The sequence below is a fragment of the Micromonospora sp. WMMD736 genome (genome assembly GCF_049179015.1).
Taxonomy (GTDB): Bacteria; Actinomycetota; Actinomycetes; order Mycobacteriales; family Micromonosporaceae; genus Micromonospora.
On sequence record NZ_JBMHMI010000020.1, the window covers coordinates 1 to 4,569 of the forward strand.

Genomic DNA, 4,569 nt, shown 5'->3' on the forward strand with positions numbered 1-4,569 from the left:
GCGCTCGAAGCGCCGCGAGCGCAGGCCACGTACCAGGCGCCGCCGTTCGGCGGTGCGGTGGCGTTGCAGAAACGACCGAAACGGTTCGAGATCGCTCGGGGCGGCCGAGGTAAGTCCACCGGCCATACCGCCGAAGTCGAGCAGGTAGACGTCGAGGTCACGGACCGGGGTGGTCAAGTCGCCCAACCATTTGAACTCGGGTGCGAACCGGGCGGCCAGGTCATCGGGCAGCACGTCACCGACGAGCTTGAGCACCGAACGGGTGCGGCGCACCGCCACCCGCAGATCGTGCAGAAACTCGATGTCGATGGCCTCGATCGTGCAGGCCACGTTGTCCTCGATCACGGCGGCGTACCGCCCGAGGACCGCAGCGACCGCCTTCGGCGCGGGGGTCGCCGCGGTCAGTCGGGGACCGCTGTCTTCGGCGGGCCGTCGCTCTGCGTGTGTCAGCGCTTCGTCGTACGGACTGATCGCGATCTCGGTGAACCGGGCGACGTCGGACAGCCGCGCCGCGATCCGGTCAGCGTCGCTGTCATAGCCGCGTAGCGGATGCACCTGTATCCAGCTGACATCGTCGCCGTTGCGTTCGATGATCAGCCGGGCCACGGTTTTGTCGTCGTCGTTGAGCACGCGGTTCTCGCTCACCGTCCGCCGGGTGGTGACGACCGGCAGCAGAGCCCGCGGTGCGACGACTTCGTCCAGTGTCTCGCGTAGCCGGCCGGGCGGCAGATCGTCGACGAGAACCGGCCAATCCTTGGCGGGCTGCGGGCAGTTGAGTACCGCGCCGTTGGGCAGATGCGCGGTCAGCGGCCCGTCGTCGATGAACTCCAGCGGTACGCCGGCGCTGTACAGGCGCCAGTCGAAGGTGTCGAGCCACGTCCGCGAATTGGTGCGTTCGGTGCCGAAGCTCACCGCGAACTTGGGCTGCAGCGCCGCGGTGATGTCGTCCGCCGACACCGCGCCCTTGGTCTTGAAGGCGCGGGTGCTCGTCGTCATAGATTCCTCTCGTCATGCCCAAGACGGGCCTGACGGAGGATGTTAGTCAACGGGTGTTAACGATTCGTTCATCTGTGGTTCGTGTCACGACCGGGTCAGTGGCCGGCCGCCGAAGAGCTCGGCGTCGGATCGGGCTTGCGACCGAATGGCAGCACGTGCATGACGGCCACCGCGATGGCGCCGACGATCAGCCCGATCACTGCCGAGGCCGCGGTGTTGACCAGCCAGGCCAGCACCGCCCCGACGCCGCCGACATGATGCACGGCCTCCTCGAGGTGGTGGACGAAACCGTAGAGCGTGTGCCAGCCGAGTTCGTCGGTGCCGATCAGCAGGATGTGCCCGCCGACCCAGAGCATCGCGACCGTGCCGATCACCGACAGCGCGGCGAGCAGCTTGGGCATGCCGGCGACCAACGCGGTGCCGATGCGCTGTGCCAGCCGCGACGAGCGCTGGGCCAGGTTCAGGCCGACGTCGTCCATCTTCACGATGCCGGCGACCACTCCGTACACCACGGCGGTGATGACCAGCGCGACGACCACCAGAATGATGAGCCGCGGCAGAAACGATTGGTCGGCAACCTCGTTGAGGGCGATCACCATGATTTCGGCTGACAGGATGAAGTCGGTGCGGATGGCGCCGGTCACCATGTAGCGTTCGGCGTCGGGTCCGACGACCGCGGCCGGTACGGCGTGACCGTCATGCCCGCGGATCCGGCCCCATACTTTCTCCGCGCCCTCGTAGCAGAGATAGGTGGCCCCGAGCATCAGGATCGGCGTCAGCAGCATCGGCGCGAACTGGCTGAGCAGCAGCGCCGCGGGCAGGATGAACAGCAGCTTGTTGCGTAGCGATCCGATCGCGATCCGTTTGATGATCGGCAGCTCACGATCGGCGCTGATGCCCTGCACGTACTGCGGGGTGACGGCGGTGTCGTCGATGACCACGCCGGCGGCCTTGGCGGTGGCGCGTCCGGCGGCGGCACCGATGTCGTCGACCGACGCTGCGGCCAACCGGGCCAGCGCGGCCACGTCGTCGAGCAGACCGAACAAGCCTGCGCTCATCGCGTCTCCCTCATGGATGCGAACGTTACCGGCCGCGCGGCACGGATGCGTCTCCTCACCGCAGGCCAGGCAGCTCGCCGGCCAGATACTGGCTTCGGCAGGCGTGGCGGGCCAGCTTACCGCTGGTCGTGCGTGGGATCGCACCGGCGGGCAGGAACCCGACATCGGAAACAGTCAGTCCGTGCCGGTCGGCCACCGCTGCCCGGATCGCCTCAACCGCCGGTGCCGGATCGGCGCGCGCGGTGCCGGCCGCGCGTTCGGCGATGATCACCAGGCCCGGCTCGTTACCCTCAGCCGGCACCGTGAACGCGGTGGCGTAGCCCTTCCTCACCAGTGGCGCGGCCTCGGCCACGGTGCGTTCGATGTCCTGCGGGTAGTGGCTGCGGCCATCGATGACGATCTGATCGGCGATCCGGCCGGTCACGTACAGTTCACCGGCCAGGAAGACGCCCAAATCACCAGTGCGCAGCCACTTCCCGTCGGCGGCGCTGCCATCGCTGTGGCTGCCGCTTTCCAGCACGGAGGTCAACCGGGCACCGAACGTCCGCTGGGTTTCGCTCGGGCGCTGCCAGTAGCCGCGGCCGATGTTTTCGCCCTGCAACCAGATCTCACCCACGGTGCCGTCGGGCAACTCCGCGCCGGAGTCGGGGTCGACGATCACCGCCCATTGGCTGCGCGCGATCTGACCGCACGACACCTGGGCCACGGCGGCCTCGCTCGCCTCGACCGGCACCGCCGCGCCGGTCAGCAAATGCTCGCGGTCCAGGTAGGTGACCTTCGCCCGCGCGTCCGGAGCGATGGTCGAGACGAGCAACGTTGCCTCGGCGACTCCATAGGAAGGTTTGATCGCGGTCGGCGGCAATCCGAACGGTGCGAACGCCGCGTTGAAGGTCCAGATCGCGTCGAAGCTGACCGGTTCGGAGCCGATGATCATCACCACGTTGGCTAGATCGATGTCGGCATGATCGCGCGGTCGGCCGCGCGCGGCGGTCCATTCGTAGGCGAAGTTCGGCGCGGCGGTGACCACCCGGCCGTCGCGCGAGCCGTCGGACAGTGCCTGGATCCAGCGCTGCGGGCGCCGCAGGAATGCGGTCGGCGACATCAGCGTCGAGTGCCCGCCGTACACGGCCGGAAAGCCGATCATCGACAGGCCCATGTCGTGGTAGAGCGGTAACCAGCTGACGCCGTGGGTGTTTCGGTCCAGCAGATCGATCGACAGGATCATCTGCAACAGGTTGGTGCCGACGGCGCGATGGGTGATCTCGATGCCGACCGGCGCGCGGGTCGAGCCCGAGGTGTACTGCAGGTGCGAGACATCCTCGACGCCGACCTCGACAGGGACGAGCGCGTCCTGCGCCGAGTCGGGCACTTCATCGATGAGCAGGACTCGTGGTCGGTCGCCGGCCGGCAGCCGCGAAAGGTACTCGGTCACCGCCGCTCGGGCCGCCGTCGTCGCGAGCACCGCTGTCGGCCGGCAATCGCGCATGGCGGTGTCGAGGCGTTCGGCGTGGCCCTGCAGTTCCGGCGCGAACAGCGGCACCGCGATGGCGCCGGCCTTGATCGCCCCGAAGAATCCGGCCACGTACTCCAGGCCCTGCGGGGCCACGATCGCCACCCGGTCGCCGCGTGCGGTGACCGCTTGCAGCTCCGCCGCGATAGCCCGGATCCGAACCCCGAGTTGGTTCCAGGTCAGCTCGCTGGCCCGCCCGTCGGAGCCACCGGTGAAGTCCAGGTACCGGTAGGCCACCGCCGTGCCGACGTTGGCGATATTGCGGTCGATCAGCGATAGCAATGTGGCCCCGTCAGGCAGTACCACCCCGCCGTGCGCGTCGAGGCAATCCTCGATCTGGAAAAGACCCTGGCGCGGACCGGACTGCTGTGCCGTACCGCGAACCATGCCCGCAGTTTATGCGTCGGGAGCGGGGCCCCGGCGGCGCCGCCAGCGGGTAGCTTGGCCCAAATGAGTGACGTCACATCCGCACAGACATGGTCAGAGGCATTGTGGAGTGGAATCGAACCGATCTATTCCGCCATCCTCGCCCACCCGTTCGTGACCGGGCTCACCGACGGCACGCTGGCCCCAGATGTGTTCGCGCACTACGTCGCCCAGGACGTGCACTACCTGCGGGACTATGCGCGGGCACTGTCCGTCGCGTCGGCAAAGGCCCCCACGCAGGCCGACACCGCGATGTTTGCCCGGCATGCGGCCCAGGTGTTCGACGTCGAATTGGCGTTGCACGCCGAACTGCTCCCCCAACTCGGCTTCGACCTCGCCGACATCGACGCCGCGGGCGTGACGCCCACCACCCGCGCGTACACCAGCTACCTGCTGGCCACCGCGTATGGTGGCAGCTTCGCCGACGGGCTGGCCGCCGTCCTGCCCTGCTATTGGATCTATGCCCGGGTCGGCCAGGAACTCACCGAGAAGGGCTCGCCGGACCGGCGCTACCAATTGTGGATCGACAGTTACGGCGGTGAGGAGTTCGCGACCACCGTCGCCGAGGTGCTGGCACTG

General features: G+C 68.1%; 4 protein-coding genes. 1 reads left to right on the forward strand and 3 read right to left on the reverse strand.

The genetic code is table 11. The features are described from left to right. The 3 genes from ACN269_RS32745 to ACN269_RS32755 all read right to left on the reverse strand — a co-directional run. Positions 1-996: CHAD domain-containing protein (locus ACN269_RS32745; protein WP_421476906.1), on the reverse strand; the 996-nt coding region annotated here is incomplete at its 3' end. A gap of 95 nt (positions 997-1,091) precedes the next feature. Further along, entirely contained in the window at positions 1,092-2,054 is a 963-nt protein-coding gene (locus ACN269_RS32750) for a DUF808 domain-containing protein (protein WP_421476911.1), read from the reverse strand. Positions 2,055-2,109: 55 nt separating this feature from the next. Next, positions 2,110-3,951 (reverse strand): fatty acyl-AMP ligase, encoded by a 1,842-nt coding sequence (locus tag ACN269_RS32755; RefSeq protein ID WP_421476908.1) that lies wholly within the window; start codon positions 3,949-3,951, stop codon positions 2,110-2,112. A 63-nt stretch (positions 3,952-4,014) separates the two neighbouring features. On the opposite strand from ACN269_RS32755, the gene ACN269_RS32760 reads away from it, so the two are divergent. Next, positions 4,015-4,569, forward strand: a 555-nt coding sequence (locus ACN269_RS32760) for a TenA family protein (RefSeq protein ID WP_421476910.1), incomplete at its 3' end; no start/stop codon positions are given.